The sequence below is a fragment of the Myroides phaeus genome (genome assembly GCF_900099675.1).
Taxonomy (GTDB): Bacteria; Bacteroidota; Bacteroidia; order Flavobacteriales; family Flavobacteriaceae; genus Flavobacterium; species Flavobacterium phaeum.
On sequence record NZ_FNDQ01000003.1, the window covers coordinates 181599 to 207552 of the forward strand.

Consider the following 25954-nt stretch of genomic DNA (forward strand, 5'->3'; position numbering starts at 1 on the left):
AGAGATGACAATTAATAAACCTTTAAATGTAATCGTAGGTATTGACTTGTCTGAAATGGACCATTACCTTATTGAATACACACAGGTGTTAGACCATATTTTAAATATTGACAAAGTAACTTTTCTGCATAATTTAAAACTTGGTGAACTACCAAAAGAACTATTACTTCCTGAACGCATTGAGTTAATTCAATCGAAAATAGTACAACGTATTACCAAACAAATAGAAGAGTCTGGAGCAACGTATGGTTTTGAGGTTTTAGTGAAATTAGAAAGTTACTCTGAAATTGCTTTTATCAATATTTCTAAAAAACAGCAATTTGATATGCTTATCTTAGGTAACAAACAAGAGCTTGAAGGAAATGGGGCTTTAGCACAGAAGTTAATCCGTATTTTGCCTTCTGCGACCTTATTAGTACCAGAAACATATCACATACCTATAACTAATATTATTGACGCTATCGACTTCTCTAAGTACACCACGCCTATTATGACGTGGGCTGATCGATTCAAAAACAACTCAAAAGGACAAAAGATTCAACATTCGGCTATTCATATTTCTAAATTGTATTGGGGATTTTACTCAAGTATGACAAATAAAGAAATTGAGAAAATATCAAGAGAGGATATTGCTGAGAAGAAACAAAAATGGGATAAAAAATATGCCAACTACTCAGATATTGAAATAGTACCTGCTGAGGACAAGAGTATTTCGACGGCTTTATTGCAATATGCAAGAAGACAAAAAGCTGACTTAATGATTTTAGGAGTTAAGGGATCTACAGGAATAAAAGAAATCTTTATGGGAAGTGTGGCAAACCACCTTTTCCACAAAGCAACAAGCACTTGTTTACTCTTTGTAAAAGAAACTAAATAATAGCTAAAAAAAGGGCTGCTCAATGAGCAACCCTTTTTGTTTAGTAAGACACTTGCCTAACTATACTATTTGAATCCAAACTATTGCTTATTTTACGTGTAAAATAAAGTAGTTTTTCTTTCCTTTTTGTAATAATACGAATTGATTATTAATCAAATCATTTGTGTTGATAACGTAATCTTCAGCAACCTTTTCTCTGTTTACAGAAATAGAGTTTGCTTGTAAAGAACGACGTGCTTCTCCATTAGAAGGTAAGAAGTTAGATTTTCCAGCTAATGCGTCAACAATTGTTAACCCAGCTTCAATATCAGCTCTCTCAACCTCTGCTTGTGGTACACCATCAAATACTTCTAAGAAAGTTTGAGCATCTAATTGCTTCAAATCATCAGAAGTAGAGTTTCCAAACAAAATATTTGATGCTTTAATAGCATTCTCTAAATTCTCAGCTCCGTGAACCATTGTAGTAACTTCAGCAGCTAAACGTTTTTGTAAAACGCGTAAATGAGGTGCTTCTGTATGTTCTTTTATTAAAGCTTCAATCTCTTCACGAGAAATGAATGTAAATATTTTGATGTATTTCTCAGCATCTGTATCAGATACGTTAACCCAGTATTGGTAAAATTTGTAAGGAGAAGTATATTCTGCAGATAACCAAATGTTACCACCTTCTGATTTACCAAACTTAGTACCGTCAGCTTTTGTAATTAATGGACAAGTTAAAGCATACGCTTTCTCACCAATTGTTCTACGGATTAACTCAGTACCTGTTGTAATGTTCCCCCATTGATCAGACCCCCCCATTTGAAGCGTAATCTTCTCGTTTTGGAACAAATGTAAAAAGTCATATCCCTGTAATAATTGGTAACAGAACTCTGTAAAAGACATACCATCTTGGAACTCTCCATTCAGACGTTTTTTCACAGAATCTTTTGCCATCATATAGTTAACAGTGATGTGTTTACCGATAGTTCTAATAAACTCTAAGAATGAAAATTCTTTCATCCAGTCGTAGTTATTTACTAAAACAGCAGCATTTTCAGCACCTGAGTTAAAATCTAAGAAGCGGCTTAACTGATTCTTAATTGCATTTTGATTATGACGAAGCGTTTCTTCATCTAACAAGTTTCTCTCATTAGACTTTCCAGAAGGGTCACCAACCATACCTGTAGCACCACCTACCAAAGCATAAGGCTTGTGCCCTGCTAATTGAAAGTGCTTCAAAAGCATAACACTCACTAAATGTCCAATATGCAATGAATCCGCTGTTGGGTCAATTCCCACATACGCTACACGCATCTGCTCCATCAAATGTTCTTCAGTGCCTGGCATAACGTCGTGGAGCATTCCTCTCCAAGTCACTTCTTCAATAAAATTTTTCATTTAATTATATTTTCCACAAAGATAGCCCAAAACCCTACAGTATGGAATAAAATTCCTCAAACCTTGCTCTTTTATTCGTTTTTTATTTTTATTCATTAGATATTGATAATACGGGCGTTGATTTTTAAGTTTCTCCTATAATTTTTCATATTGTAAAACATATCACTTATTTTTGTCTAAGGATATGATACTAATAACAGGAGCAACAGGTTTAGTCGGTACGCATTTATTGCTACATCTTCTTCAAACAGAAGGTGCGGTTCGTGCTATCTATAGAGATGAAGACAGTATTAAAAAAACGAAATCTTTTTTCTCTTTAAAAAAAGCAGACCATTTATTTCTAAAAATTGAGTGGGTAAAAGCAGATATTACAGATATTCCTGCTTTAGAAGAAGCTTTTCAAAATATTGAGTATGTATATCATTGTGCTGCGCTTGTTTCTTTTGACCCAAGGGATGAAAAAAAACTGCGTAAAACAAATATTGAAGGTACAGCAAACTTAGTAAACCTATCGATTGACTTTAAAATTAAGAAATTCTGCTTTGTTAGTTCTATCGCCGCATTAGGAGAAACCTTAAACAAAGACAATATCATTACAGAAAAAACAGATTGGAATCCTGAACTTTACCACAGTGACTATGCTATAACGAAGTATGGGGCTGAAATGGAGGTTTGGCGTGGTACACAAGAAGGTTTAAATGTAGTAATTGTTAACCCAGGTATAATCTTTGGCGTTGGTTTTAATAATGAAGGAAGCAATGAGTTCTTTCACAAGGTATCTAAAGACTTCCCTTTTTATACGAAAGGAATGGCAGCTATCGTTAGCGCAACAGATGTAGTGAAAGCAATGACGTTACTAATGCAAAGTGATATCGTAAACGAGCGTTTTACATTGGTTTCAAATAATATCAGCTACCAAGACCTTATCAATGATATTGCAGACTTAATGGGAAAGAAAAGACCAACTATCAACGCAACAGTTACACATTGTAATTTAGCTTGGAGACTGGATCATTTTGTTTCTATGGTAACCAGAAAAAAAAGAAGCTTTACACGATCAATCGCGCAAGCTTCTCATTCTAAATATATTTATGATAACTCAAAAGTAATTCAAGCTATTTCTTTTCAGTTTGAACCTATTCAAGTTTATTTGCCTCAAGTAGCAGCATATCATCTTCAGAAATTAAACGATCCTTCTTCTCTTTAAGTTCAGAAGAATTTTTCTCGTTTAATTGCTTTTCTAATTGCTTTCTGACAATATCATTCTCCTTATCTTTTTCCTCTTCTTCTTTGGCAATTAATGAGTCTGTTTTTACTTTTAAAGCTTCAAGTTTTCTATTAATATTCTCTTGCATATTGTGATAAACACCTTCTTTTAATTCGATGTAATACTTATTGTTTTCAACAAAAGTTAAGCTATCAATATCATATTTTTTCAACACAGAATTCATATTCAATTGAGGCATACTATCTTCTCTTGAATAAGCACTAACACTTTCAATAGAATACAACAAAGACATATCAAATAGAATATCTTCCATTTTCTGTTCTTCAATAAAAGGGGTTGGCTTCTTAGACTCATTACCACACGAACCTAAAACTAATGCTGCTAATATTACTAAAAACTTATTCATTTATATCTTTTTATCTAACAAACAATAAACGTTGTCCCTTATGTTCTTCTTTCACTTGACCATTTTCGTAAGCTAAAAACCCATTGACAAATGTATGTGTAATTTTAGAACTAAATTGCTCTCCTTCAAATGGAGACCATCCACATTTATATAAAATATTTTCTTTATTTACTTCCCAAGATTGCTCTGTATCAACAATAGCAATATCTGCGTGATAACCTTCTTTAATAAACCCTCTTTTTTCAACTTGGAATAATATAGCAGGATTATGTGCTGTTTTTTCAACAATTGTTTCAATCGACAATCTACCTTGTTTATGAGCTTCAAACAAAGAAACCAAAGCGTGTTGAACTAACGGTCCTCCTGAGGGAGCAGAAGTATATGCTTTGCTTTTTTCTTCAAGTGTATGAGGAGCGTGATCAGTAGCAATTACATCAATACGTCCATCATTCAATGCTTTCCATAAACCTTCTTTATCTTGCTCTGTCTTTACAGCTGGATTCCACTTAATAAAATTTCCTTTTTTATCATAATCTTTATCAGTAAACCAAAGGTGGTGAACACAAACCTCTGCAGTAATTTTTTTATCTTTTAAAGGAATATCATTTCTGAATAACTCGGTCTCTTTAGCAGTAGAAACGTGAAATACGTGTAATCTTGCTCCTGTTTTCTTAGCTAACTCAATTGCCTTAGAAGACGAAATATAACAAGCCTCTTCACTTCTAATAATTGGGTGATACTTAACAGGAATATCATCACCATATTGCGCTTTATATTCTGCTAAATTTCGTTGAATAGTTCCTTCATCTTCTGCGTGAACAGCGATAAGCATTGATGTACTTGAAAAGATTTTCTCTAAAACATCTTGGTTATCAACTAACATATTCCCCGTAGAAGACCCTAAGAACAATTTAATCCCTGCAACGTTTCTTGGGTTTGTTTTTAAAACCTCTTCCAAATTATCATTTGTTCCCCCCATCATAAAAGAGTAGTTAGCAAATGACTTTGTTGATGCGATTTGATATTTATCTTCTAAAATCTCTTGCGTAACAGCATTAGGAACTGTATTTGGTTGTTCAATAAAAGACGTAATTCCCCCCGCAATAGCAGCACGAGATTCCGACTCGATATCACCTTTATGTGTTAAACCAGGCTCTCTAAAGTGAACTTGGTCATCAATCATACCAGGAATTACATAACTTCCTTTAGCATCAATAACCTGCACATCATTAGATACCTCAATTGAAGAACCAATTTTAGCAATTACCCCATCTTTAATTAAAATGTCAGCATTAAAAATCTGACCTTCATTAACAATTTTTCCGTTGGTAATTAAATAGTTTGTCATTATAGTGTGTTTAGTAATTTGCGTAATCGTAGATTAATAACGCCAAAAATAGCTTCCTTTATAATTCCCCCAGACATTTTTGACTCTCCCCTTGTACGGTCAGTAAAAATGATAGGTACTTCAGTTATCGGGAAGTTTTTAACGAAAGTTCTATATTTCATCTCAATCTGAAAAGCATAACCCACAAAGCGTATTTGATTAAAATCAAAACTTTCGAGAACTTGACGAGAGAAACAAACAAAACCAGCAGTTGTATCTTTTATCTTCATTCCTGTTATCATTCTAACATAAATAGAAGCTCCATAAGATAGTAATACACGGTTTAAAGGCCAATTAACCACATTAACTCCCGTAACATAGCGAGAACCTATTGAGAGCCCTTTATTAAGCTTACAAGCCTCTAAAAGCTTTCCTAAATCATTTGGGTTATGAGAAAAATCTGCATCCATTTCAAAAATATATTGGTACTCTCTATTTAGAGCCCAACGAAATCCGTATACATAGGCAGTTCCTAACCCATTTTTTCCCTCTCTCTTTTCAAGAAACAAACGGTTCGCATATTTATTTTGCAATTTTAGTACAGCGTCAGCCGTACCGTCCGGTGAGTTATCATCTACAATCAGAATATGAAATTGCTGAGGCTGAGCCATTACAGCATCAATAATCAACTCAATATTTTCAATTTCATTATACGTGGGTATAATGACTAATCCTGATTCCATTTTATAATTGGTTTGCCACAAAAATAACCTTTTTCTATAAAGTTAGCACTTAAATAAAATACAAAGTGAACTCAATCTTTTTTTTTGCTAATTTTGTAGCCATTATGGAGAATATAATTTTATTAGACCGCATAATTCCAAATAAAGATTGGGCTACAGCTTTATTCTTTATAGGGTTTTCTATTATTGCATTTAATAAAACAATCTTCGGTGTACGTTTTGCTGAATTTACAAGACTTGCTGTATCAGATAAATATTTAAAAATATACAAAGACAATACTAACTTACGAAATAGTTTTACATTATCTTTTTTATTAGTACAATTATTATCTGTTACCTTCTTTATTCAAATAGTTTTAAAATCATTTGAAGTAATTCCTTTTTATACATTTACTTCCTTTTTACAAATTCTAAACTTTGCTGCAACTTTTATTATAGGAAAATATCTAATAGATAAAATTATTTCTATAACATTTGGCATAGAAGAATTTGCAGATGCATTAAACCTCCAAAAAGCAACATATAGAAATTATATTGGAATGTTACTCTTAGGAGTTGATGTTTTACTTTTCTATAACAATATTAGCAATAAGATTATTATTGCAACTATTCTTTTTGCATTAATAGCAACAAATACCCTTTTATACATAGTTTTTATAAAAAACAATCAAAAATCAATATTAAATAAGTTGTTCTATTTTATTTTGTATCTTTGCACCCTTGAAATAGCCCCTTATTTTTTATTGTATTTCTGGTTTAAAAATATGGGAGCAATATAAGAAAGTACAATTATGAAAGTGAAAACAATTTTGGTTTCTCAACCAGAGCCTAAAGTAGAAAACTCACCTTACTTTGAATTAGAACAAAAATACAAGGTAAAAATTGACTTTAGACCCTTCATCCACGTGGAAGGTGTTTCAGCCAAAGAGGTAAGACACCAAAAAATTGATCTAACCAATTTTACCGCGATTATTTTAACAAGTAAAAATTCTGTAGATCACTTCTTTCGGGTTGCTGAAGAAATGCGTTTCAAAATACCTGAAACACTTAAGTATTTTTGTCAATCAGAAGCAGTAGCATATTACTTACAAAAGTATGTTGTTTACCGTAAAAGAAAGATTTATGTTGGTCAAAAAGATTTTACTGAATTGGCACCATTGATCAAAAAGTATAAGGATGAAAAATTCTTATTACCTGCATCTGATCAATTAAACAGTGATGTACCAGCGACATTAAATGAATTAAAAGTAAATTGGACACCAGGAACTTTTTACAGAACAGTAATGAGTGATTTATCTGATTTAGCTGATGTTAAATACGACGTATTAGCATTCTTTAGTCCAACTGGAATTAAGTCTTTATTTAAGAACTTCCCAGACTTTACACAAGACAATACTCGTATTGCTGTATTCGGAACTTCTACGCAGAAAGAAGCACTTGATAACAACTTAAGAGTTGATATTATGGCTCCTGCACCTGAGACTCCATCTATGACAATGGCTCTTGAAAAGTATATTCAAAAAGTGAATAAATAACAATAAAAAAACCTCTATAGATATCTATAGAGGTTTTTTTTATTATTAAAATTAGAGCCAAAAAAAGCTTGCAAGAAATTGCAAGCTTTTTTATGGTATATATTATAACTGTGGACCAGCAGCAACTAATGCTTTCCCTTCTGCATTGTTTGAATACAATTCGAAGTTCTTAACAAATAATGCAGCTAAATCTCTAGCTTTTTCTTCCCATTCAGAAGCATTCGCATAAGTATTACGTGGATCTAAAATATTAGTATCTACCTCTTCTAAAGCTGTTGGAACAGCAAAATTGTAAATAGGTACAATTGTAGTTTCAGCTTTCTCAATAGAACCATCTAAGATACGGTCAATGATAGCTCTTGTATCCTTGATAGAAATACGTTTTCCAGTACCATTCCATCCTGTGTTTACCATATATGCAGTAGCATTGTGCTCCTCCATTTTCTTCACTAATTCTTCACCGTATTGTGTTGGGTGTAAAGATAAGAAAGCTTTACCGAAACAAGCAGAGAACGTAGGCTCTGGTTTAGTCACTCCACGCTCAGTACCAGCTAACTTAGCAGTAAAACCTGATAAGAAGTAGTATTTAGTTTGTTCTGGAGTTAACTTAGACACTGGAGGCATTACACCAAAAGCATCAGCAGTTAAAAAGATAACTTTAGTTGCATGTCCTGCTTTAGAAACAGGCTTAACAATGTTATCAATATGATTAATTGGGTAAGATACACGTGTATTTTGTGTAACAGAACCATCATTAAAGTCAATTTTTCCGTTAGCGTCAACAGTAACGTTCTCTAACAAAGCATCACGACGAATAGCCCCAAAAATATCTGGTTCATTCTCTTGGCTTAAGTTAATTGTTTTTGCATAACATCCACCTTCGAAGTTAAATACACCTTCGTCATCCCATCCGTGCTCATCATCACCGATTAATTCACGTTTTGGGTCAGTAGATAAAGTTGTTTTACCTGTACCAGAAAGACCAAAGAAAACAGCAACATCACCATCTTGTCCTTTATTAGCTGAACAGTGCATAGCAGCCATTCCTTTTAAAGGTAAGTAATAGTTCATCATTGCGAACATTCCTTTTTTCATCTCTCCACCGTACCAAGTACCACCAATAACTTGTACTTTCTCAGTCAAATTAAATGCAACATAAACTTCAGAGTTTAATCCAAAATCTTTGTACTCTTTGAAAGTAGTTTTTGATCCGTTCATTACTACGAAGTCAGGCTCACCAAAGTTAGCTAACTCCTCTTTCGTTGGGCGAATAAACATATTCGTAACGAAATGAGCTTGCCAAGCCACTTCCATAATAAATCTAACTTTTAAACGAGTGTTTTCGTTAGCACCACAAAAAGCGTCAACTACATACAATTTCTTTCCAGATAATTGTTTTACAGTGTTTGCTTTTAAAGCATCCCACGTTTTGTTATCAATCGGCTTGTTGTCATTTGGAGACTCAGGAGAATTCCACCAAATTGTGTTTTCTGTTACTGAATCTTTAACAATGTACTTGTCTTTAGGTGAACGTCCTGTAAACTCTCCTGTCATAACATTAACAGCACCAAGCTCAGTTACTACACCTTTGTCATACCCTGTAAGATTTGGGTTTGTTTCTTCATTATATAAAACGTCGTAAGAAGGATTATAAATTACTTCTACAACATCTTTAATACCATATTTTTCCAGTGAAATTGATTCAGAATTATCCATTTTCATTATTTATGTTGTGTATTAATTTGTTTGCAAACTTAGAAATAAATTTAAAATATAAATATACAAAAGAATTATTTAATAGCATCTTTCGATTTAAGTACCTGAATACCAATATATATCCATGCTGCTATAAATAAAACTCCGCCGATAGGTGTTATTGGACCGATTAATCTTAAGTCAATAGAAATCAGGTCTTTAAAGGTAAGTAGATAGATAGAACCTGAAAAAAACAATATCCCCAACAAAACCAAGTACATAGCTGTTTTTTTAGCCTTGTCTGAAATAAAATTACATAGTCCTATAAAAAGTAAGAATATTGCGTGATACATTTGGTAGCGCACACCTACTTCAAAGGTAGCAACCTGCGTTTCTGTAACCACTTTTCGTAATCCATGAGCTCCAAACGCTCCTAAAATGATACCTATAGCCCCTATAAAGGCTGCTATAGCAATAACTTTACGTCCCATCGATTTTTCTTTCAAATATACAACTTATCATACAAACTGTTAAAGTTTTTTTCACTAAAGAATTTTGACAGCTTTAAGAAATCATTATTTTCGTATATTCATAAACTAACCAACATATTATGACAAAAGAAATTCTAATTATTGGAGCTGGTAGATCGAGTTCCTCTTTAATTAAGTATTTACTTGAAAAATCAACAATAGAAAACCTCCACTTAACCATTGGAGATCTTTCTTTAGAATTGGCTAAACAAAAAGCTATGGACCACCCTAATGCAACGCCTATTCAATTTGATTTATTCAACGAACAAGAAAGACAAGCTCTTGTAAATAAAGCAGACATTGTCATTTCAATGCTTCCTGCCGCTTTACACATCGAACTGGCAAAAGACTGTATCAAGTTTAAAAAACACATGGTAACTGCTTCGTATATAAGTGAGGCAATGCAAGAATTAGACCAACAAGTGAAGGAAAACAACCTTGTTTTTATGAATGAAGTTGGTCTTGATCCTGGTATTGACCATATGAGTGCTATGAAAATCATCCACGAAATCAAAAAACAAGGAGGTAAAATACTTTCTTTTGAGTCGTTTTGTGGAGGACTTATTGCTCCTGAATCCGACAACAACTTGTGGAATTACAAATTTACCTGGAATCCAAGAAATGTTGTCTTAGCCGGACAAGGTGGTGCAGCAAAATTCCTACAAGAAGGACAATACAAATACATCCCTTACAATAAAGTGTTTAGAAGAACAGAATTTCTAAACATTGAAGGATACGGCAAATTTGAAGCCTACGCCAATCGAGATTCCTTAAAATATCAACAAGCATATGGACTTGATGATGCTAAAACAATTTTTAGAGGTACAATTAGAAGAGTTGGCTACTCACGGGCTTGGAATCTTTTTGTAGAACTTGGAGTTACTGATGACACATATAAAATTGATAATTCCGAAAATATGACGTACCGAGAATTTATCAATCTTTATTTGCCATACCACCCAACAGATACAGTTGAAACAAAATTACGTCTTGCTTTAGGTATTGACCAAGATGATATTGTTTGGGAAAAACTCTTAGAACTTGATTTATTCAACGCTACTAAAAAAATTGGTTTAAAAAATGCTTCACCTGCTCAAATTTTAGAGAAAATTCTAAACGACTCGTGGACTTTGGATAAACAAGACAAAGATATGATTGTGATGTATCACAAAATAGGCTATTTACTGAATACTGAAAAAAAACAAATTGACTCTACAATGATCTGCATCGGTGATAACCAAGTCTATACTGCAATGGCAAAAACTGTGGGATTACCTGTTGCCATCGCTGCTTTAAAAATTTTAAAAGGAATTATAAATACTCATGGAGTACAAATGCCAATTAAAGAAGAGGTTTACCTTCCAATCTTAAAAGAGTTACAAGAAAATGGTATAATCTTTAACGAATATGAAGTACCTTACGAAGGTTATTAATTGATCTTTTTCCCCTTTACACAAGGGGAAAATATCTTAAATATTATATATGAAGTTACTATTTACATTTATTTGTTCCGCTATTATCTCTGTAGTAAGCTTTGGTCAAAACATCAATTACGCTTACTTTGAATTAACACAAGATTCAAAAAACGTACAAACCATTGTATTAGAAATAGATGATCTAATTTTTAATATCTATCAAAATGGAACAGATTTTACTTTTAATCAAAAACGTCCTCAGTTTAAAAGAGACGACTATTACGACTACTTTGACCCTGAACTTGACTACATTTCAAGAAACAACTCTGTAGAATATTACACCAATACATTTGATGAGTACTTAAAAAACCGAATCAAAAGAATAAACAATCTAAACATCACTTACATTGATCGCTTTAGTATGTATAACAATGGTAAAATAAAAAACATCGGTTCTATTTCTTTTGAATACTATGACCGATTTGATTGGAGTGAATTAGAAGGTAAAATAAAGAAAATAGGTCCTTATAAAATAACTTACTACGATCGTTTTGATCGTAAAGAATTAGAAGGAAAAGTAAAATCTATTGGCGATGTAACATTAGAATACTATACAGTATTCGACAATAAAGGAATACCTGGCAAGCTTAAAAGAACTAAAGGCAACACGAAAACTATGCACGTAATGCCTGCTCCATCATATATTCCGTATTAATATATTATTTCGGAATAGCCTGAATTAACTTTTTAGTATAATCTTTTTTAGGGGAACGATACAAGACATCTGCTTCAGCAATTTCTTCTATCTCCCCTTTATTCATTACCAGAATATTGTCCGACATATATTTAACAACAGCTAAATCGTGAGAAATGAATATATAAGTAAATCCAAAGTTTTCTTTCAGTTCATTTAACAAATTCAACACTTGTGCTTGAACAGAAATATCCAATGCAGATACAGACTCGTCACAGATAATCAGCTTTGGTTGTACAGCTACCGTTCTTGCAATACCGATACGCTGTCTTTGTCCTCCCGAAAATTCGTGTGGATACCTATTATATACACTTTCATCTAACCCTACTCGTTCCAAAATATCAATCACTTTCGCCTTTCTCTCTTTATCAGAAGCATATAATTTATGAACAATCATTGGTTCTAAAATAGCCTCACCCACTGTTTTACGTGGGTTTAATGAAGAATACGGGTCTTGAAAAATAATTTGAATATCTTTTCTAAGCCCACGAAACTCGCTACTACTCAATTTAACAATATCTTTTCCTTTGTAGAATATTTCTCCTTTTGTAGCTTTATCCAACTGCAAAATCACGTTTCCAAGAGTTGATTTCCCACAGCCACTTTCTCCTACCAAACCAAGCGTTTCACCCTCGTAAATATCGAAGTTAATATCTTTTAAAGCGTGAAAAACTCCTTTCTTAAATAAGCTACCTGCTGTAATATAATCTTTATAGATATTCCTTACGCGCAACAATGGCTCACCACTGTAAAGCTGTTGATGCATTTGCTGTCTTTCCTCATCAGAAATAACATCATTAACAACCTTATTATCTAAAAAATCTTGAATAGTAGGCAACCTCTTTAATCGTTCATCCATAGAAGGACGAGAAGCTACCAACGCCTTAGTATATAATTCTTTTGGTTGATTGAAGACTACTGAAGACACTCCTTGTTCAACAATATCCCCTTTATACATCACTAATAACCGATCACTGATAGCAGAAACAAGATTTAAATCGTGAGAAATAAACAAAATACTCATCTGTGTTTCCTGCTGTAATTCCTTCAATAAACTAATAATTTCATTCTGAACAGTAACATCTAACGCAGTAGTTGGTTCATCCGCTATAAGCAAAGAAGGCTTACAAGCAATAGCCATAGCAATGATAACACGTTGCTTTTGACCACCTGATATTTGATGAGGATATTTATTATAAACTTCTTTAGGATAAGGCAATTTTACTTTTTCAAATAAACTTACCACCTCTTTCTTAAGTTCAGAACCACGTAAACCGGTATGTTCTATTAAAATTTCAGACACTTGCTCACCACAAGTAATAGAAGGATTTAGAGCACTCATCGGCTCTTGAAATATCATAGCAATTTCCTTTCCTCTTAAAGAGCGAAATTCACTATCCGATAAATGAGTAATATTTTGGTTTTTATAAAAAACATCTCCTTTAGAAATGCGAGAATTTTCTTTTGGTAATAAGCCCATTAAGGCTAATGAAGTAACGGATTTACCAGATCCTGATTCCCCTACTACACCCAATATTTCATTAGGCATTATATCAAAAGTACTCCCCTTAATAATGGTATTCCATACTTTTTCTTTTAAGAAATCGATTTGTAAATTACTTACAGATAAAATAGGGGTTACATTGTCCATTATTACTTTTGATAAAACGTGATTAACAAAAATAATATAATAATTGTGATATAGATATCTATTGATACGAAAGCTTGTAAACAATAAAACCTATACCACAATTTTCATATAGACAGTCACCATATTAAGCTACTTTTACTTGATCATATTCTTTAACCAAAGTAACTACTGTTGGTGTTTTTTCTTTAAAATTACTAAATACAGGACACGCCAATTTCACAGCATCCATCCATTCTTTAAGCACTACAATAGAAGCCTCTGTAGTCGGCTTAACCATTACATCAATTCTTTTAAACTGTTGGATATCCTCTTCTGCCAAATCCTTTAGATTTACTTCACCAGAAACCTCAATTTGAATAGATTTCAAATCTAACCCTAAAGTTTTACCAATTAAATTACCAATTGCGTGAATACTTCCTGCTAATTTAGCAAGTAACAATTCTCCTGAATTAGCATTTTCATCTCTTACTAATTCTCTACCATCCTTTACTGTAAAAGAAAAATTAGCCGTTTTTACTGCAAACTGCTGTTCTCTTACTGAAAATCCCAAAACTTTTAAAACTTGTTTTCCCATCTCTTTTTTAATTAATTCAATTACTAAATATTATATATAAAAAAAGGTTCTTTTAGCACACATACCAAAAGAACCTTCTATCAATTCATAGCTTTACAGCTTACTTACAAATAAATCAAGATATCACATTTGGCAACACACGCACAGACGAGGTATGTACTAGACACATCCACTTATACGACGGCATAAACGATAAATAATTAATAATTGATTTCATTTGTAATTCTTATTAGTTCAAAAAAAAAGCCCCTGTTATATACAGAGGCTACCATTTATATTTTTAAATATTCAAAATATTATAATACAGATAGCCTAAGCTGAAATGGAAGTACCATCAACTTAATCGAAGACCATGAATATGTTTGAATATTTTTCACTTTTATATCTTTATTTGTTTCAAAAATAGTAAAAATATATTTTAGCACCTACTACTAAACTAAAAAAATTAATATTTTTTTAACTTATACAGATAAAATCTCATCTTCAGTCAACAATTCCTCTTGTCTAAACTTAAGCAAAACTTGTGCCACAGCAACAACATCTTTTTCACAATAAATGATAATTCTATCTAAATTTTTCTCTTTATAGTACACTCTTGCCACCTCACTACCGTCTATATCGTCTTTTGGCGAAGGAATACCTAAAATCTTAGTCAAAAGTCGCAAAGATGTATAATTTTTAAAATCTCCTAACTTCCACAATTCCATTGTATCTAAGTGTTGAACCTCCCACGGTTTTTTCCCAAAAACACGCAACTTATTGGGGATTTTAACCCCATTTATCAACATACGTCTAACCAAAAAAGGCACATCAAATTCCTTGATATTATGCCCACATAACAACTTTTCTACTCCTCCAAAATACCCCTCTAATAAATTCGCGAAATTTACCAGTAAATCCTTTTCTTCACCAGCATAACTGGTTGTTCTAAATTGCCGCTCTCCATTCTTGTAAACAAAATATCCAACCGAAATACAAATGATCTTTCCGAACTCTGCCCATATACCTGCTTTATTATAAAACTCTTCTGCTGTAAATTCGTCCTTGCGTTGATATGCAGTCTTTGCTTCATACAGCATTTTCATTTCATCATCTAATTCAGAAAAATCAGCACATTCAGGTACTGTTTCAATATCTAAAAACAAAAGGTTTTCAAGAGATAATCTATCAATCATACGTTATTTTTTAGTCTGTTCCATCATATTATATGCCTCATCAATATACAAGTAAAGATCATTGCTATGCGGGTCTTCTTCTGTTTGTAAACCTTTTATATGACCAAGGCGAACAATAACAACATTGTCTTTCGGAGAAACAATTACAAATTGTCCTAAATGCCCCCTCATATAGAAGAAATCTTGCCCCCTATGCTTTACCAACCACCAACCATAACCATACTCTGGTCCATTAGCAAACTGTTGTGTAATTGACTTTGCTACAAAAGTACTATCTAAAATCTGCTCACCATTCCACTTTCCATAATCTTTGTACAATTTTCCAAATCTTGCAAAATCACGTGCATTACTTGTAAAACAACAATACGATTTTTCAACCCCGTCTCCTTCGTGATCTATTTGCCACAAAGCAGGCAACTCAGCTCCCATTGGTTTCCAGAAATATTCTGATACATAATCTGACAAGTACCTACCTGTTGCCTTCTCTAAAACCATTGTCAACAATTCCGTATCACCACTTTTATAAATAAACTCCTGTCCTGGCTTGTCCTTTATCTCGATCCCCAACATTACATCTCGCAAGTTTTTATCAAAATAAACTCTTGTCATAATAGAAAATGCACTATAATATGATTCATCCCAATCCATTCCAGAAGACATCGTAGACAAATCTCCTACCGTCAGTTCATCTTTATACTTCCCTTTAATTTCGGGTAAATAATTAACCACAGGTTCGTCCAAACTCTTAATCTCTCCTCGTTGCAAAGCCTTCCCTAAAGCAGCAGAAACAACACTTTTCGCCATTGAAAACGAATTCGTATAAGAATTTTTTCCGTAACCATCATAATAACTCTCGTGCCATATACTATCATTTTTAATAATCACATAAGCTATTGTCTCCAACTCCTTGTGTGTTTGCTCCAGTTTTTCACTTGGCTTAACCGTATTATACTCTTTAGAAATTGGCCAAGGTTGTCCCACTGCATTCTCTATCTTTCGAGTAGGAAAATACTTGTAATCGTCTAAAAAAGCCGTTTTATACCCATTAAAATAGATAGTACGAACGGCGGTAAACAAATAATCAACTTTAAAAATATAAGCAAGGGCTATAATTGCTACCACTATAACAGCAAACCACTTTAAAAACTTTGCAAAGAACTTCATAATAATCATAATTGGTTGAATTATATAAATTTAGACAAATAAAACTTCCTCAACGATACTATCTGAAAATATTCCCAACATTATCGAAAAGAATTATCTTTGCACCCACGACAATAACATTATCGGATTAATATGCATTTTATATCACCTCAATTAGAAAAATACGCAGCAGATCATACAGAAAACGAACCTGTATTATTAGCTAACTTAGATAAAGAAACACACCGTAAAGTATTACAGCCAAGAATGCTTAGCGGGCATTTTCAAGGCCGTTTTTTAAGCATTGTAACAAAACTTATCAATCCTAAACACATTTTAGAGATTGGAACTTTTACAGGATATGCAACATTGTGTTTAGCGGAAGGATTGCAAGAAGGAGGTACAATTGATACAATTGACATCAAAGAAGAGTTAATCGACTTTCAACGCAAGCATTTTGACGCCTCTCCATACGGAGCTCAAATACATCAACACTTAGGTAGTGCGTTAGACATTATTCCAACTTTAGACAAGAAGTTTGACTTAGTTTTTATAGACGCTGATAAACCTAACTATTCTAATTACTTTCATCTTATTATTGACAAGATGAATAAAGGAGGAGTTATTCTTTCTGACAATGTTTTATGGTCAGGGAAAGTTTTAGAAGAAATTCAAGAAAACGATAAAAGTACAGTTGAAATTGATAAATACAACAAACTTTTAAAAGACGATCCGAGAATAGAAACAATACTATTACCTATCAGAGATGGTTTAACAATCTCAAGAGTAAAATAAACAAAGAGGGCTTGATTTTCATCAAGCCCTCTTTCGTTATATATCTTACACTAATTTGTCTTTATATTTCACTTCTATCCATTTAAACAACTGATAGAATAATGTTCCGAATACTACACCAGCACACATTCCTACGAAAATATCTCCAGGGAAGTGCATTGACAAATAGATTCTACTAAATGAAAACACCAAAGGAAAGATAAAAACTAAAAATGCGTATTTATAATATCTTCTCAAAATTAAAAACAAGAACAACATTGTTGCTGTTGAGTTAGAAGCGTGTCCTGAGAAGAAACTCAGTGTTGGACTACACTTAACAATACGCAACATATCTTTTATATCCTCCGTATTACAAGGTCTTGGTCTTGCAACCGTATACTTAACTAAATTTGTCATTTGATCTGTAAACGCAATCAAACAAGCTAAGCAAAGTAAAATAACACCTAACTTTTTAATCGAAACCTTTTTGTAAACCGTATATAAAAGGAGAAGAAAAAAAGGCAACCAGTTAATTTGTTTTGTGATAAACAACCAAAACGGATCATAAGTTGGCGATCCAATATTGTTTAACGCAATCATTAACTCTTTGTCAAATTGTACTAATGTTTCTAACATTAATTTTGTCTTTTAATTGGTCCTGTAATGCTTTCTAAGTCCTCTTTTTGCTTTTCAATCTCTTGTTGAATATCTTTCATTGGATTGATATCTACATCAAAAGTTTCCTTTATATCTTTTGTAATACCTGATTGATCAGCTGTTTTATTAATTTCTTGTTTGATGTCATTAGTAGCGTTTTTCAACTGCGCCATAAACTTACCAAATGCACGTGCCATCTCAGGGACTTTATCAGAACCAAAAAACATAAGTATTATTAATATGATGAAAAATAATTCACCACCACCGATTCCGAACATATCACTCTATTTTACAAGTTTATAAGGCTACAAATCTACAAAGTTTATTAATTTATAGCACAATAATTTAGAAAAGCATTTGTTAAACTATTGAATAAAATTACTCTTTTTATCCTCTTCTAATTTTTCTCGTATTAATTCCAAAAACTCTAAAGCTAATTCACCTGTTCGCGTTTCCACCGCATTTTTATTTGGAACAGAAGCGTTTAACACAGACGACATCAATTCATCTGTCGCTACATAGTAGGCAAAACCAACCAAATAGTCTTTCGGAATACTATAATCCTCATTTAATTTCTCTTCAGGAATCATCATTAAAAACTTCTCTTTACGCATTTCCTGTTTCTCGTAAACCAACGCTTTCTTCAACATCTTTGTTCTACCAGAAATCCAGTTAACAACAGCATCAATTGGAATTAAACCACTTCCCGATGTTGCAGTGTAAAGTCGTCTCTCTGCTGGCGTATATTTCTTTATGCCTTTTGGTACAATGCCAAGAGATTCTGAGGTAATCTTTGTAATTACAATTTCATCTAATTCCGTATAAAGCTCATTAGCCTCTAAGGGAAATAAAACAATATCACGTTTCAAATCTACATCATCTATTGCGTGTCTGTAACCAATAAAGAAAGCACCCGAAAACATAATAGTATCCGCCTCTCTCACCATCATATTAAAATATCCCCCTTTTTCAGTAGTTAGTGATTCTCCTGTGTTTATATTGGAAACATAAATACCTTCTAATCTTTTTGAGCGAGAAACAACTTTCCCACTTATCATTTTACGCTCTTGTGCTTCTACGTAAGAAAAGCTAAGTACAAATAAAAGCGCTAAAAATATTCTCATCATACATTTATATACTTAATAGTAAAAATATCCTATTCCGCAAGACTTTAAAACTTTCACAAAGCAAACTTATGTTAAATCTACAACCACCCCTGTTTATAGATATTTTGAAAACAGAATGTTAACAATAGTCAGCTTTTTCTATTGTAATAAACTAAAACATAATTATATTGTCTCCACAAATTTTTTAAAAGAAGAATTAGAAATCCTTAATTACAATTAAACGAACTATTTTTGTAAAAATTACTATCATTATGAAAAATATTATCATTGCAAGTACTTCTACAGTTTACAATAGTGACTATTTAGCTTACTTATTACCTACATTAGAAGAACACTTCAAACATACAGATACAATCTTATTTATTCCTTATGCACGTCCAAGTGGCATTTCTCACGACGATTATACAGCAAAAGCAAAAGAGGCTTTTAAAAAAATAGGGAAAGACGTTAAAGGAATTCACGAATTTGAAGACCCAATTCAAGCTGTAAAAGAAGCTAAAGGTATTTTTACAGGTGGTGGAAACACTTTCTTACTTGTTAAACAATTATACAGAACGGAAACAATTACTGCTATTCAAAATGCAGTAAATAACGGAACTCCTTACTTAGGTTGTAGTGCCGGTAGTAATATCTGTGGGCTAACAATGGAAACAACTAACGACATGCCTATCACTTATCCCCCTTCATTTAAAACATTTGGGTTTGTGCCTTTCAATATCAACCCACATTACTTAGATCCAATTGAAGGTTCTACACACATGGGAGAAACAAGAGAAACGAGAATTAATGAATTTCACACCTTAAACACCCAACCAGTTGTAGGCCTTAGAGAAGGAAGTTGGATTGAAGTAAAAGGAGATTCATTTATTTTAAAAGGAACACTTACAGCGCGTATCTTCGAACAAGGAAAAGAAGCCGTTGAAATTGCCCCAGAAACAGAATTAAATTACTTAAAATAAAAAAGAGTCCTTGAGTTAATACTCAAGGACTCTTTTTGCATATTATTGTTTACAAAAAAAGCCTAAGAAAACTTAGGCTTTAGAGCGGAAGACGAGGCTCGAACTCGCGACAACCAGCTTGGAAGGCTGGAGCTCTACCAACTGAGCTACTTCCGCAGGTGATGATATTTGAAAACTTTCATCAAGTTTTGGAGCGGAAGACGAGGCTCGAACTCGCGACAACCAGCTTGGAAGGCTGGAGCTCTACCAACTGAGCTACTTCCGCAGGTGATGATATTTGAAAACTTTCATCAAGTTTTGGAGCGGAAGACGAGGCTCGAACTCGCGACAACCAGCTTGGAAGGCTGGAGCTCTACCAACTGAGCTACTTCCGCAGGTGATGATATTTGAAAACTTTCATCAAGTTTTGGAGCGGAAGACGAGGCTCGAACTCGCGACAACCAGCTTGGAAGGCTGGAGCTCTACCAACTGAGCTACTTCCGCTTTTGTGGATGCAAATATAAGGCTATTTTCAAACTTCTTGCAAGCATTTTTTAATATTTTTTTTCTAACAAATCATAATTTCATTCCAAGGAAGAAACCTACACCTCTTTCTAAGTTCTACTTTATATACTGAATTGTAGAAGCTAATAAAAATTAAAAAAAACCAAGCCTCCCTTAAAAACCTAATTAACAATATAATAGATAATAAATTAAAAAATATATCATTATCTTTACACAATGCTTTCTTCAAGCAGTTAATGCCTTCATAAAAGGTAATTATTTTTAAAACTGTCCAATATTCTATTAAATTGGATTTCCAAAAAGACTCTTTCTTTCTTCATTTATTAATAGGCAAGTCTACTTTTAGCAAACTCTTAATTAGGCTTTCTTCGGAAAAGGGGCCTTTTTTCCGAACCTCTCTCGAACCATTCCCGAACAAGTCCCGAACAAAGACACAAAGAAACCTTCATTTTTCTACTTTTATCGTCCTTACTAATACTTCTTCTCTTTTATTTTAAAAGAAACAAGACACAGTTATCTTAAAATTTTAACATTAACTTATAAGTCAACCTCATATTAATCAGTCCATTATAATTACTTTTACAGTATAAGACTTATAAACACTATAAAAACGGACCAAACTCTGTTTGCATATATTTTAATATAACTTTTTAGTTTGTTTAGTTCGGTAATTACAAAACTAACACTATATTTGCAACTTAATTATGTAATATATAAGATGCAATACGATCAAAGATTAGTTGATTTATTTCAAGATTACTGTGCCCATCACGAGTTAGTTTACCACTTTTCTCCTTTAACAGCACAGATTTACACTTATATTATGTTTAACAATAATAGAGATGGTGTGACTTTTGATGAATTAGTTGAAAAACTAAACGCAAGTAAAAGTTCTGTTTCTACAAGTTTGAACCTATTAATTTCAAACAATCAAATTGAACATTTTAATAAGATTGACGAACGTAAACGTTTTTTTAGGTTAAACCCTAATTATATAACGATTAGACTACAATTAATTAAAGACTTACTGGACAGAGAACAAATTCTGAGTTTGAAAATGAAAAACTACTTAGAAGAAGGAATAATTAATTCTAACAACTGTCAAGGGAAGATGAATTTATACATTGAACACTTAGAAGAAAGTATATCACAACTCACAAAAACAATTGAAAAACTAAAAAGTACAAATTAAGTAATTATATGAAACGTTATTTCTATACTACAGTTCTTGCAGCGCTTGCAATAAGCGTTACATCTTGTGGAAAAAAAGATCAGCAAGCTCCTGCACATGGCCCAATGCCATACAAAGTAATTGAAGTACCTACACAGAATGTTATAGGTTACAATACTTTTCCAACAACAATTCAAGGTAAAACGACAAGTAGTGTTAGAGCTAAAATTGCTGGATATATTCAGGAATTATATGTTGACGAAGGTTCTATCGTGAAAAAAGGACAACCTCTTTTCAGACTTGAAACAAATATGCTTAATGAAAGTGCTGATGCTGCTAAAGCTTCTATCAGAACTGCGGAAGCTCAAGTAAGCGTTGCTCAAGTTAATGTTGATAAACTAACACCTCTTGTGCAAAAGGGAATTATCAGTGCTATTGAATTAAAAACTGCTGAGGCAAACTTAGCAAGTGCTAAAAGCCAATTAGCTGCTGCTAAAGCACAATACCAAAGCATTGTTGCTAATATTGATTACTCTATCATTAAAAGTCCTATTGACGGAATTGTTGGAGCTATCAATTACCGTGTTGGTTCTCTTGTTAGTCCAAGTGATCCTAATCCCCTAACTATTGTTTCTGACGATAGCGAAATGTTTGCCTACTTCTCAATGAATGAAAAAGATTATTTCAACTTCTTGGAAAATATTCCTGGAAAATCTTTGAAAGAGAAAGTAGCTAATTTACCTGAAGTAAAACTTGTACTTGCAAACGGACAAACGTATGAAACACCTGGTAAAATTGAAACAATTACAGGGCAAATAAACACTGCTACTGGTACTGTTCAAGTACGTGCTCTTTTCCCAAATAGCGGACATATTTTAAGCAACGGAAACAGTGGTAAATTATTAGTTCCTCAAGAACATAAAGATGTTGTGGTTGTTCCTGAGTCTGCTACATTCGAGCAACAAGGACAAGTATATGTGTTTGCAGTGGTTAACGATACAGCTAAAGCAGCTAAAATCGAAGTTATTGATCGTGTAAACAAACTTGCTGTTGTAAAAGAAGGACTAAAACAAGGAGACAAAATTGTTGGTGCTGGTTTAGGTACATTAAGACCTGGAACTGCTATCACACCACAACCAGTGAAATTTGAGTCTATTAATGAAAACATTCACACAACGTTTTAAACTATGTTAAAAACTTTTATTGAAAGACCTGTATTATCTACAGTAATTTCTATCTTAATAGTAATCTTAGGGGTGCTGGGACTATCAGCACTTCCTGTGACGCAATATCCTGATATTGCTCCACCGACAGTTCAGATTGCTGCAGCTTATCCTGGAGCGAATGCTGAAACGGTGATGCAATCTGTGATTATCCCAATCGAAGAACAAGTGAATGGGGTTGAAAACATGGACTATATCACATCTACTGCAAGTAATGATGGTAGTGCAAGTATTCAAGTTGTATTTAAACAAGGGGTTGATCCTGATATCGCTGCGGTAAACGTACAAAACCGTGTAGCTCGTGCTACACCTTTATTACCGGCAGAGGTAACTCGTTCTGGGGTAACTACTCAGAAACAGCAAACCAGTGCTTTAATGTTCTTGTCTTTCTACTCTACAAGTCCAAATTACGATGCTATCTACATTCAAAACTACATGAATATTAACGTTATTCCTGAGTTGAAACGTGTTAGTGGTGTTGGAGATGCACAAGCATTTGGATCGAGAAACTACTCGATGCGTATTTGGATTGACCCTGTAAAAATGAAGGCTTATAACTTAGTTCCTTCTGATGTTGTACGTGTATTAAACGAACAAAGTTTGGAGGCTACGGCTGGACAATTAGGTGAAAATAACGGAGAGGCTTTCCAATATGTTATCAAATATAGCGGTAGATATAAAACACAAGAACAATATGAAAATATTGTTGTTAAGTCATTAAACAACGGACAAATTTTAAGATTAAAAGATGTTGCTAATATTGAATTAGGAGCTCAATCTTATGTAGGTAGTTCTGCACTTGATGGGCATCCTGCTGTTGCTATGGCGATTTACCAAACGCCTGGTTCTAACGCACAGGAAATTATTCAAGACTTACACGTACAATTAGAGCGATTAGGTAAAAACTTACCTGACGGTTTAGAGTACAAAGTGTTGATGGATACAAACGAATTCTTAGATGCATCGATTAGCAAAGTGGTTCACACCTTAATTGAAGCTTTTATCTTAGTATTCGTAGTAGTTTACATCTTCTTACAAGATATTAGATCTACGTTAATTCCTCTTATTGCGGTTCCTGTAGCAATTGTAGGTACATTCTTCTTCTTGAATGTATTTGGATTCTCATTGAACTTACTTACGCTTTTCGCACTTGTACTGGCCATTGGTATTGTGGTGGATGACGCCATTGTTGTTGTCGAGGCCGTTCACGCAAAAATGGAAGAAACAGGCCAAGAAGCTTTAGACGCAAGTATCAATACAATGGGTGAGATTTCTGGAGCAATTATCTCGATCACTTTAGTAATGTCGGCGGTATTCATTCCTGTAACATTTATCTCAGGTCCTACAGGAGTATTCTACAAACAATTTGGTATTACCTTAATTGTGGCTATTATTATTTCTGCAGTAAATGCCTTGACATTGAGTCCTGCTTTATGTGCGGTTTTCTTAAAACAACACGGAAGTAAAGAAGGTAGAAAGAGAAATTTTATTCAACGTTTCTTCGATGCATTCAACGTAGGATTTAACCGTCTAACACAAAAATATGGTAACTCATTCAAGTTCTTATTAAAACATAAATGGGTAACTTTCTTAATTCTTTTTGCTTGTATTGGAATTACATTCTATGCTTCTAAAACAATGCCTTCAGGATTCGTTCCTAATGAGGATAGAGGGTTTATTATGGGAAACATTGAACTACCTGCAGGTGCATCTCAAGACCGTGTAGTAAGTTTACAAAAAGAGTTCTCTAAAATCGTTGAAAATATTCCAGGAGTTGATGGGGTAACCGTTGTATCTGGATTCTCTTTCATTAACGGACAAGGTTCTAACTACGGTATGGCGATGATTAAACTATTGCCTTTCGAAAAAAGAACTACACCAGAATTAGCTACTGATGTTGTAATTGGTAAGTTATTTGGTATTGCTGCTACGCAATTCCAAGATGCGAGAATGATTTTCTTCCAACCACCAAGTATCCCTGGTTTTGGTATGTCTTCTGGTTTTGAAATGAAATTATTAGATAAATCTGGAGGTGATTTAACGCATTTTGATCAAAAATCTAAAGAGTATTTAGGTGCTTTAATGCAACGTCCTGAGATTTTATATGCACAATCTTCTTTCAATACGAACTATGCACAGTATGAATTAGATCTTAATATTCCGAGAGCAAAAGAATCTGGTGTATTAGTAAATGATATCTTCTCTGCTTTACAAGGATATATTGGAGGTATTTATGCGGCTGACTTTACCCGTTTTGGTAAACAATACCGTGTAATGGTTCAATCATTACCAGAATACCGTTCAGATGTAAATAGCTTAAATGATATTTATGTAAGAACAGCAACAGGAGAAATGACACCGATTACACAGTTCGTTAATTTGAAAAAAGTGTACGGACCACAGTCAATTAACCGTTACAACTTATTTACATCTTCAAACGTAGCTGGGGCTCCAAAACCTGGTTATAGTTCAGGAGATGCTATTAAAGCAATCCAAGAAGTTGCTGAACAAACTTTATCGTCAAACTACAGTATTGACTTTACAGGTCTTACTCGTGAAGAGATTAACGCTGGTTCACAAACTATCATTATTTTCTTCTTATGTGTGGTATTTGTTTACTTCTTATTGGCTGCTCAATACGAAAGTTACTTATTGCCTTTTGCTGTAATTTTCTCTTTACCTACAGGTATTATGGGAGCTTTCTTTGCTCAGAAATTAGCAGGATTAGAAAATAATATTTACTTCCAAATTGCCCTGGTCATGCTGGTTGGTCTTCTTGCGAAGAACGCCATTCTTATTGTTGAGTTTGCGGTTCAAAGACGTAAACATGGTGAGTCAATTGCTGAGTCAGCTATCAACGGTGCGAAAGCGCGTTTAAGACCAATTTTAATGACTTCATTTGCCTTCATCTTAGGATTAATGCCATTGGTGTTTGCAAAAGGTGTTGGTGATGTAGGAAACAGATCTATTGGTACTGGAGCAGCATTTGGTTTATTAATTGGTACTATCATTGGGGTATTCGTTATTCCTGTTTTATATGCAATATTCCAATATCTTCAAGAGAAAATTAAACCAATCAAATTTGAAGAGATTAAGCAAGGATAAT

24 protein-coding genes and 4 tRNA genes are annotated in these 25954 nt (G+C 33.4%); 11 read left to right on the forward strand and 17 right to left on the reverse strand.

Annotation, left to right across the window (positions count from 1 at the left end):
* Positions 1 to 4 precede the first annotated feature (4 nt).
* A complete protein-coding gene (locus BLT46_RS02720; protein WP_090405803.1) occupies positions 5 to 877 on the forward strand; it encodes a universal stress protein in 873 nt (290 codons plus the stop codon).
* 87 nt (positions 878 to 964) lie between these two features.
* Here BLT46_RS02720 and tyrS read toward each other — a convergent pair whose 3' ends face one another.
* Complete coding sequence (gene tyrS, locus BLT46_RS02725) at positions 965 to 2257, reverse strand: tyrosine--tRNA ligase (protein ID WP_090405807.1); 1293 nt, start codon at positions 2255 to 2257, stop codon at positions 965 to 967.
* Positions 2258 to 2441: 184 nt separating this feature from the next.
* Between tyrS and BLT46_RS02730 the strand changes: the two genes are divergently transcribed.
* The gene (locus BLT46_RS02730) at positions 2442 to 3464 is read left to right on the forward strand and encodes an NAD-dependent epimerase/dehydratase family protein (protein ID WP_090405809.1); all 1023 of its coding nucleotides are present in this window, start codon (positions 2442 to 2444) and stop codon (positions 3462 to 3464) included.
* Here the strand turns inward: BLT46_RS02730 and BLT46_RS02735 are convergent.
* From BLT46_RS02735 to BLT46_RS02745, 3 genes are read right to left on the reverse strand one after another with little or no spacing between them, the layout of a single operon-like run.
* Positions 3394 to 3891, reverse strand: a complete 498-nt coding sequence (locus BLT46_RS02735; RefSeq protein ID WP_090405812.1) for a DUF4296 domain-containing protein — start codon at positions 3889 to 3891, stop codon at positions 3394 to 3396. The two genes, BLT46_RS02730 and BLT46_RS02735, sit on opposite strands and share 71 nt — an antisense overlap.
* A gap of 10 nt (positions 3892 to 3901) precedes the next feature.
* Entirely contained in the window at positions 3902 to 5239 is a 1338-nt protein-coding gene (locus BLT46_RS02740; RefSeq protein ID WP_090405815.1) for a dihydroorotase, read from the reverse strand.
* Positions 5239 to 5961: a polyprenol monophosphomannose synthase gene (locus tag BLT46_RS02745; protein ID WP_090405818.1), complete on the reverse strand. Its 723-nt coding sequence runs from the start codon at positions 5959 to 5961 to the stop codon at positions 5239 to 5241. The genes BLT46_RS02740 and BLT46_RS02745 overlap by 1 nt, the downstream gene beginning before the upstream one ends.
* Before the next feature lie 104 nt (positions 5962 to 6065).
* Here BLT46_RS02745 and BLT46_RS02750 point away from each other — a divergent pair, with 104 nt between their 5' ends.
* The gene (locus BLT46_RS02750) at positions 6066 to 6740 is read left to right on the forward strand and encodes a DUF4271 domain-containing protein (RefSeq protein ID WP_090405821.1); all 675 of its coding nucleotides are present in this window, start codon (positions 6066 to 6068) and stop codon (positions 6738 to 6740) included.
* Between the two features lie 12 nt (positions 6741 to 6752).
* On the forward strand, positions 6753 to 7496 hold the full coding sequence (locus BLT46_RS02755) for a uroporphyrinogen-III synthase (RefSeq protein WP_090405824.1): 744 nt from the start codon (positions 6753 to 6755) through the stop codon (positions 7494 to 7496).
* A gap of 102 nt (positions 7497 to 7598) precedes the next feature.
* On the opposite strand, the gene pckA is transcribed toward BLT46_RS02755, so the two are convergent.
* Together pckA and BLT46_RS02765 are read right to left on the reverse strand one after the other, a co-directional pair.
* Entirely contained in the window at positions 7599 to 9212 is a 1614-nt protein-coding gene (pckA, locus tag BLT46_RS02760) for a phosphoenolpyruvate carboxykinase (ATP) (protein ID WP_176770711.1), read from the reverse strand.
* Positions 9213 to 9286: 74 nt separating this feature from the next.
* Positions 9287 to 9682 carry a DUF423 domain-containing protein gene (locus BLT46_RS02765; protein ID WP_090405830.1) on the reverse strand — a complete coding sequence of 132 codons (396 nt, stop codon included), beginning with the start codon at positions 9680 to 9682 and terminating at the stop codon, positions 9287 to 9289.
* 119 nt (positions 9683 to 9801) lie between these two features.
* On the opposite strand from BLT46_RS02765, the gene BLT46_RS02770 reads away from it, so the two are divergent.
* Both BLT46_RS02770 and BLT46_RS02775 read left to right on the forward strand, forming a co-directional pair.
* On the forward strand, positions 9802 to 11154 hold the full coding sequence (locus BLT46_RS02770; RefSeq protein ID WP_090405833.1) for a saccharopine dehydrogenase family protein: 1353 nt from the start codon (positions 9802 to 9804) through the stop codon (positions 11152 to 11154).
* A gap of 49 nt (positions 11155 to 11203) precedes the next feature.
* Complete coding sequence (locus tag BLT46_RS02775) at positions 11204 to 11851, forward strand: hypothetical protein (RefSeq protein ID WP_090405836.1); 648 nt, start codon at positions 11204 to 11206, stop codon at positions 11849 to 11851.
* Between the two features lie 4 nt (positions 11852 to 11855).
* On the opposite strand, the gene BLT46_RS02780 is transcribed toward BLT46_RS02775, so the two are convergent.
* From BLT46_RS02780 to BLT46_RS02795, 4 genes are all read right to left on the reverse strand, one after another.
* Positions 11856 to 13541: an ABC transporter ATP-binding protein gene (locus BLT46_RS02780; RefSeq protein ID WP_090405839.1), complete on the reverse strand. Its 1686-nt coding sequence runs from the start codon at positions 13539 to 13541 to the stop codon at positions 11856 to 11858.
* Between the two features lie 124 nt (positions 13542 to 13665).
* Positions 13666 to 14115, reverse strand: coding sequence for an OsmC family protein (locus tag BLT46_RS02785; protein ID WP_090405842.1), 450 nt, complete (start codon positions 14113 to 14115; stop codon positions 13666 to 13668).
* Positions 14116 to 14576: 461 nt separating this feature from the next.
* The gene (locus tag BLT46_RS02790) at positions 14577 to 15290 is read right to left on the reverse strand and encodes a 3'-5' exonuclease (protein ID WP_090405845.1); all 714 of its coding nucleotides are present in this window, start codon (positions 15288 to 15290) and stop codon (positions 14577 to 14579) included.
* A gap of 3 nt (positions 15291 to 15293) precedes the next feature.
* A complete protein-coding gene (locus BLT46_RS02795; RefSeq protein WP_090405929.1) occupies positions 15294 to 16454 on the reverse strand; it encodes a serine hydrolase domain-containing protein in 1161 nt (386 codons plus the stop codon).
* Between the two features lie 132 nt (positions 16455 to 16586).
* Here BLT46_RS02795 and BLT46_RS02800 point away from each other — a divergent pair, with 132 nt between their 5' ends.
* A complete protein-coding gene (locus BLT46_RS02800; RefSeq protein ID WP_090405848.1) occupies positions 16587 to 17228 on the forward strand; it encodes an O-methyltransferase in 642 nt (213 codons plus the stop codon).
* 45 nt (positions 17229 to 17273) lie between these two features.
* On the opposite strand, the gene BLT46_RS02805 is transcribed toward BLT46_RS02800, so the two are convergent.
* The 3 genes from BLT46_RS02805 to BLT46_RS02815 all read right to left on the reverse strand — a co-directional run bounded on the left by BLT46_RS02805 (position 17274) and on the right by BLT46_RS02815 (position 18991).
* Positions 17274 to 17843 (reverse strand): phosphatase PAP2 family protein, encoded by a 570-nt coding sequence (locus BLT46_RS02805; RefSeq protein WP_090405852.1) that lies wholly within the window; start codon positions 17841 to 17843, stop codon positions 17274 to 17276.
* Positions 17843 to 18142: a Sec-independent protein translocase subunit TatA/TatB gene (locus tag BLT46_RS02810; protein WP_090405855.1), complete on the reverse strand. Its 300-nt coding sequence runs from the start codon at positions 18140 to 18142 to the stop codon at positions 17843 to 17845. Before BLT46_RS02810 ends, BLT46_RS02805 begins: the two co-directional genes overlap by 1 nt.
* 87 nt (positions 18143 to 18229) lie before the next feature.
* Positions 18230 to 18991, reverse strand: coding sequence for a hypothetical protein (locus tag BLT46_RS02815; RefSeq protein ID WP_245722927.1), 762 nt, complete (start codon positions 18989 to 18991; stop codon positions 18230 to 18232).
* A 251-nt stretch (positions 18992 to 19242) separates the two neighbouring features.
* On the opposite strand from BLT46_RS02815, the gene pepE reads away from it, so the two are divergent.
* Positions 19243 to 19950 carry a dipeptidase PepE gene (gene pepE / locus BLT46_RS02820; protein WP_090405858.1) on the forward strand — a complete coding sequence of 236 codons (708 nt, stop codon included), beginning with the start codon at positions 19243 to 19245 and terminating at the stop codon, positions 19948 to 19950.
* Between the two features lie 83 nt (positions 19951 to 20033).
* On the opposite strand, the gene BLT46_RS02825 is transcribed toward pepE, so the two are convergent.
* From BLT46_RS02825 to BLT46_RS02840, 4 genes are all read right to left on the reverse strand, one after another.
* A tRNA-Gly gene (locus BLT46_RS02825) sits at positions 20034 to 20106 on the reverse strand.
* Positions 20107 to 20139: 33 nt separating this feature from the next.
* A tRNA-Gly gene (locus tag BLT46_RS02830) sits at positions 20140 to 20215 on the reverse strand.
* A gap of 33 nt (positions 20216 to 20248) precedes the next feature.
* Positions 20249 to 20324: transfer RNA gene (locus BLT46_RS02835), tRNA-Gly, on the reverse strand.
* Positions 20325 to 20357: 33 nt separating this feature from the next.
* A tRNA-Gly gene (locus BLT46_RS02840) sits at positions 20358 to 20433 on the reverse strand.
* Between the two features lie 739 nt (positions 20434 to 21172).
* Here BLT46_RS02840 and BLT46_RS02845 point away from each other — a divergent pair.
* From BLT46_RS02845 to BLT46_RS02855, 3 genes are read left to right on the forward strand one after another with little or no spacing between them, the layout of a single operon-like run.
* Positions 21173 to 21646 (forward strand): GbsR/MarR family transcriptional regulator, encoded by a 474-nt coding sequence (locus tag BLT46_RS02845; protein ID WP_090405861.1) that lies wholly within the window; start codon positions 21173 to 21175, stop codon positions 21644 to 21646.
* An 8-nt stretch (positions 21647 to 21654) separates the two neighbouring features.
* On the forward strand, positions 21655 to 22809 hold the full coding sequence (locus BLT46_RS02850) for an efflux RND transporter periplasmic adaptor subunit (protein WP_090405864.1): 1155 nt from the start codon (positions 21655 to 21657) through the stop codon (positions 22807 to 22809).
* 3 nt (positions 22810 to 22812) lie between these two features.
* Positions 22813 to 25953, forward strand: a complete 3141-nt coding sequence (locus BLT46_RS02855; RefSeq protein ID WP_090405867.1) for an efflux RND transporter permease subunit — start codon at positions 22813 to 22815, stop codon at positions 25951 to 25953.
* Position 25954 lies beyond the last annotated feature (1 nt).

What these genes read in the sequence shown, in the direction of transcription:
- BLT46_RS02720 (WP_090405803.1), top strand. Translation starts at nt 5, where the DNA reads ATGACAATTAATAAACCTTTAAATGTAATCGTAGGTATTGACTTGTCT.
- tyrS (WP_090405807.1), bottom strand. Translation starts at nt 2,257, where the DNA reads ATGAAAAATTTTATTGAAGAAGTGACTTGGAGAGGAATGCTCCACGAC.
- BLT46_RS02730 (WP_090405809.1), top strand. Translation starts at nt 2,442, where the DNA reads ATGATACTAATAACAGGAGCAACAGGTTTAGTCGGTACGCATTTATTG.
- BLT46_RS02735 (WP_090405812.1), bottom strand. Translation starts at nt 3,891, where the DNA reads ATGAATAAGTTTTTAGTAATATTAGCAGCATTAGTTTTAGGTTCGTGT.
- BLT46_RS02740 (WP_090405815.1), bottom strand. Translation starts at nt 5,239, where the DNA reads ATGACAAACTATTTAATTACCAACGGAAAAATTGTTAATGAAGGTCAG.
- BLT46_RS02745 (WP_090405818.1), bottom strand. Translation starts at nt 5,961, where the DNA reads ATGGAATCAGGATTAGTCATTATACCCACGTATAATGAAATTGAAAAT.
- BLT46_RS02750 (WP_090405821.1), top strand. Translation starts at nt 6,066, where the DNA reads ATGGAGAATATAATTTTATTAGACCGCATAATTCCAAATAAAGATTGG.
- BLT46_RS02755 (WP_090405824.1), top strand. Translation starts at nt 6,753, where the DNA reads ATGAAAGTGAAAACAATTTTGGTTTCTCAACCAGAGCCTAAAGTAGAA.
- pckA (WP_176770711.1), bottom strand. Translation starts at nt 9,212, where the DNA reads ATGGATAATTCTGAATCAATTTCACTGGAAAAATATGGTATTAAAGAT.
- BLT46_RS02765 (WP_090405830.1), bottom strand. Translation starts at nt 9,682, where the DNA reads ATGGGACGTAAAGTTATTGCTATAGCAGCCTTTATAGGGGCTATAGGT.
- BLT46_RS02770 (WP_090405833.1), top strand. Translation starts at nt 9,802, where the DNA reads ATGACAAAAGAAATTCTAATTATTGGAGCTGGTAGATCGAGTTCCTCT.
- BLT46_RS02775 (WP_090405836.1), top strand. Translation starts at nt 11,204, where the DNA reads ATGAAGTTACTATTTACATTTATTTGTTCCGCTATTATCTCTGTAGTA.
- BLT46_RS02780 (WP_090405839.1), bottom strand. Translation starts at nt 13,541, where the DNA reads ATGGACAATGTAACCCCTATTTTATCTGTAAGTAATTTACAAATCGAT.
- BLT46_RS02785 (WP_090405842.1), bottom strand. Translation starts at nt 14,115, where the DNA reads ATGGGAAAACAAGTTTTAAAAGTTTTGGGATTTTCAGTAAGAGAACAG.
- BLT46_RS02790 (WP_090405845.1), bottom strand. Translation starts at nt 15,290, where the DNA reads ATGATTGATAGATTATCTCTTGAAAACCTTTTGTTTTTAGATATTGAA.
- BLT46_RS02795 (WP_090405929.1), bottom strand. Translation starts at nt 16,454, where the DNA reads ATGAAGTTCTTTGCAAAGTTTTTAAAGTGGTTTGCTGTTATAGTGGTA.
- BLT46_RS02800 (WP_090405848.1), top strand. Translation starts at nt 16,587, where the DNA reads ATGCATTTTATATCACCTCAATTAGAAAAATACGCAGCAGATCATACA.
- BLT46_RS02805 (WP_090405852.1), bottom strand. Translation starts at nt 17,843, where the DNA reads ATGTTAGAAACATTAGTACAATTTGACAAAGAGTTAATGATTGCGTTA.
- BLT46_RS02810 (WP_090405855.1), bottom strand. Translation starts at nt 18,142, where the DNA reads ATGTTCGGAATCGGTGGTGGTGAATTATTTTTCATCATATTAATAATA.
- BLT46_RS02815 (WP_245722927.1), bottom strand. Translation starts at nt 18,991, where the DNA reads ATGATGAGAATATTTTTAGCGCTTTTATTTGTACTTAGCTTTTCTTAC.
- pepE (WP_090405858.1), top strand. Translation starts at nt 19,243, where the DNA reads ATGAAAAATATTATCATTGCAAGTACTTCTACAGTTTACAATAGTGAC.
- BLT46_RS02845 (WP_090405861.1), top strand. Translation starts at nt 21,173, where the DNA reads ATGCAATACGATCAAAGATTAGTTGATTTATTTCAAGATTACTGTGCC.
- BLT46_RS02850 (WP_090405864.1), top strand. Translation starts at nt 21,655, where the DNA reads ATGAAACGTTATTTCTATACTACAGTTCTTGCAGCGCTTGCAATAAGC.
- BLT46_RS02855 (WP_090405867.1), top strand. Translation starts at nt 22,813, where the DNA reads ATGTTAAAAACTTTTATTGAAAGACCTGTATTATCTACAGTAATTTCT.